This window comes from Mesorhizobium sp. WSM4830, assembly GCF_055811495.1.
On the sequence record NZ_JBVVQI010000147.1, the window covers coordinates 1 to 215 of the forward strand.

A 215-nucleotide genomic window follows, 5' to 3' on the forward strand; every position below is an offset into this window, starting at 1 on the left:
AGCAGCGTGGCGATGGTCGCCCATGTCCGTCCGCCGCCGTCGCTGCCAGCGAAGAGGCTGTTCTTACGAGTAATTGTCTGCGGCCTGATAGCGCGTTCGACGGTGTTGGAGTCGATTTCGATGCGGCCGTCGGCGAGGAAGCACTCGAGTGCGGCACGCCGGCCGAGCGCATAGCGAATCGCCTCAGCGGGCTTCGATTTGCCCGACAGTTTCGG

Annotated in this window: 1 protein-coding gene; it reads right to left on the bottom strand. The window is 64.2% G+C overall.

Translation table 11 applies throughout. From position 1 onward, the window contains the following. Positions 1–215, bottom strand: a 215-nt coding sequence (locus tag AC0L2Y_RS34735; RefSeq protein ID WP_473562360.1) for an IS66 family transposase, incomplete at both ends; no start/stop codon positions are given.